This window comes from uncultured Desulfovibrio sp. (genome assembly GCF_944327235.1).
Taxonomy (GTDB): domain Bacteria; phylum Desulfobacterota; class Desulfovibrionia; order Desulfovibrionales; family Desulfovibrionaceae; genus Desulfovibrio.
On sequence record NZ_CALVHE010000148.1, the window covers coordinates 1 to 2,842 of the forward strand.

Below are 2,842 nucleotides of genomic sequence, written 5' to 3' on the forward strand. Positions count from 1 at the left end.
GCTTGGGGGGAAGGGGAACCCCTCCCGCGCTGGCGGAGGGGTTCCCCTTCCCCCCAAACAGGCAACGAATAGTGTTAGCAGGCCCCGACGACGAGCGCGCCGGGACGCCGGGCGCGAGCCGCACGCCACGACAAAAAAAAACGCTCCCCATCTTGAATTATCCCTATTCGTACATAAAATCACCATAACAGCCATTCGTCGTCCTGATCGCAGCGACAGCGTACACCGGAGGCCCTGACGGGCATGGCATGTCGCCTGCCGGACTGACGTCACCAGCAGCAACGGAGTCCTTATGGAATTTCTGCCCCGTACCCTGCTCTATTATATGCTGTCTCATGGTTATCTGTATGGCGCTCTGCTCCGCCATACGAAAAAGCGCCGCCTTGCGCTGGCGGCGTTCCCCTTTTTTCTGGTCATGGGCCTGTACCCCTATATCCACGATCTGCTGCCCGACGGCAGCGCGGCGCAGAAGCTTTTTGCGCGTGCGGGGACCGTCTGGCAGCCGCTGGCCCTTTTCTGCCTGCTGACCGTCCTCACCAGGGATATGGGCATCCTGTGCGGACGGCTGGGGCGCGGGCGCTCCCCCCGGACGCCGCTCTCCCCGGCCGCGCGGCGCAACCTGCTGGTGCTGCTGCTTGCCTGTGCCGGACTGTACGCCTACGGCCTCCACGAAGCGCACGATCTGAAGGTACGCCGTCTGGAACTGCCGCTGCTCGCAAGCGACGGCCCGGAGCGGCTGCGCCTCGTCTTTGCCGCTGACCTGCACATCGGTCCGCAGACGGGCACGCCCTTTTTGCGACGCTTCGTCGAAGCCGTCAACGCCCAGGCCCCAGACCTCGTCCTGCTGGGCGGCGACATCCTGGATGATTCCGTGCAGGGCACGACAGCCGATAGGGACGCCCTGCGGCAGCTTCGTTCCCGGCTGGGCGTCTTTGCCGTACTGGGGAACCACGATGCTTTCGGCGGCCATGAACGCGCGCGGGCCTTTGTGGACAGTTGCGGCATCCGGGTCCTGTCGGACGAACTGCTCCCGCTGGGTCCGCTCACCCTGCTCGGCATTGATGATCCCGACGTGCGCGCCCAGAAGGGGAACACGGACGTTGACGTGGCCGCACTGGTCGCCGGACGCCCCTCGGCCGCCCCGGTCGTGCTGCTGACCCATCGTCCGAACCTGCTGCCGGACAGTGTGGGACATTTTGCCCTGCAATTGTCGGGACATACGCACGGCGGACAGATCGGTCTGGTGGAACCTCTGCTGGTCCGTGCCTACGGCACACCCACCGGACTTTCCCGTCATCGTTCCACGGCTGGGGAAAGCCTCCTCTACGTCACCACCGGCGTGGGTTTCTCCAAGCTGCCCATCCGGCTTGGCGCGCCCCCGGAGATCGTGGTCATCGACCTTGTGCCGTCAGCGGCCGCCAGCCGTCCATAGAGCATTTTCCGTTTGAAACGCTTTGCGTTTCAAACCATACGACCCGGCGTTTCGCGAAAAAAGGCGGTTTTTCCGCTTGGTTCTGGTCGGGCGGCGCTGTGCCGCCGCCTCGCGTTTTGCCTTCTCCACTGGCAACGTGCTCCAACAAACAGGGGCTGCGCGGCCTGTCCGACCGCCAGCCCCCGTTTGGCAAACCGCTCCATCTCCCGCGCAGTGCGCTGGCGGAGCATCAAAACTTGTACATGACGCCGAGACTGAAGCTGTACTTCTCGCTGGTGTCCACCATGGGGCTGTCGGTTATCTCCTGATTGAGGAACAGCGCCCTGGCCGAGGCGAACCCGCTGACGTGGTCCGTGAACTGCATACGCGCCGTCACGCCCGCGTACGGCGAGACGCTGCCGTCGGGGGAATACTCGCTGAGTCCGCTCTTGCGGGCTTCGCTTGCTTTCACGCCATAGTAATAGTCGTTATAATTGGCGTCCGTCCATTGCAGGCCCACGGTCGGCACCAGCGCCACGCGGGAGAGACGGAAGGGATAGCTGTAGCTTGCGTCCACGATCACCCCGTTGCTGTAGCCGAGCACATCGGTGGAGGCGGTCGCCGCCACGATGCCGTACGGCGTCATGATACGGGCGTTGAGTCCGGCGAGCATACTGGAATAGCGATCGTCGAGACGACGCATGGCCCAGTCGTCGCTGTTGTCGGCGTAGAAGTGCTGCGGCAGATAGGACACCTGCGCATTGAACTCAAACCATGACGTGCGGTAGATGTGCAGGCCGCCGGACACGCCGCGCAGGTAGAGATGCTCTCCCTCGTAGCCCAGCAAGGGCAGCGTGCTGCCCGCGAGCTGGGTGTCCTTGTATTCCGAGGTGATGACGGTGCCGCCGATGCCTACGTCAAAGCCCGACAGGACGGCATTGATGCTGTCGAAAAAGGAGGTCTGCCCTCCTTCGGCCCGAACGGGCAATGCCATTGCCAGACTGCACGCCAGACAGATGAGCGCAGCGCGTACATATCGCATACCGGTCTCCTTTATCGTTTCCGGCTGCCGGTCCGCGCGCATCCCGGCAGGAAGGCCGCGCCGCCATGCTCCACGGCGGGCGGGACGAAAGATGATGGAAGCGGCCTCCGGCCGAAGCGCGTGGACGGCCGGATGCCCGCGACGACTTGCATGAGACCGCCTGCCCCGTGCATACCGGCGCGAGGGCAGGCGGCGAAAGGCGGCCCGCGGGGCCTTGCCCGTCAGGTGACAAAGGAGCCTTGCAGGCATCGACAGCGGAGCGGGGGCCCCTTCCCCCCAAACAGGCAACGAATAGTGTTGAACCCCAAATGCGCTAGATGTAGAGTGTCAATACGTTGTTCACCCTCTGCTCAGACATGAAGCTGGAGGTTTTCTGCCAAGAGCCGAAT

General features: G+C 63.9%; 2 protein-coding genes. One reads left to right on the plus strand and one right to left on the minus strand.

From position 1 onward, the window contains the following. The first annotated feature begins 292 nt into the window (after positions 1-292). A complete protein-coding gene (locus tag Q0K00_RS11665; protein WP_297229719.1) occupies positions 293-1,432 on the plus strand; it encodes a metallophosphoesterase in 1,140 nt (379 codons plus the stop codon). 229 nt (positions 1,433-1,661) lie between these two features. Here Q0K00_RS11665 and Q0K00_RS11670 read toward each other — a convergent pair whose 3' ends face one another. Beyond that, positions 1,662-2,453: a MipA/OmpV family protein gene (locus tag Q0K00_RS11670; RefSeq protein WP_297229721.1), complete on the minus strand. Its 792-nt coding sequence runs from the start codon at positions 2,451-2,453 to the stop codon at positions 1,662-1,664. Between the last annotated feature and the right edge of the window lie 389 nt (positions 2,454-2,842).

Bases quoted from the DNA above. Each gene is read 5' to 3' on its own strand.
- Q0K00_RS11665 (WP_297229719.1), top strand. From the start codon at position 293: ATGGAATTTCTGCCCCGTACCCTGCTCTATTATATGCTGTCTCATGGT.
- Q0K00_RS11670 (WP_297229721.1), bottom strand. From the start codon at position 2,453: ATGCGATATGTACGCGCTGCGCTCATCTGTCTGGCGTGCAGTCTGGCA.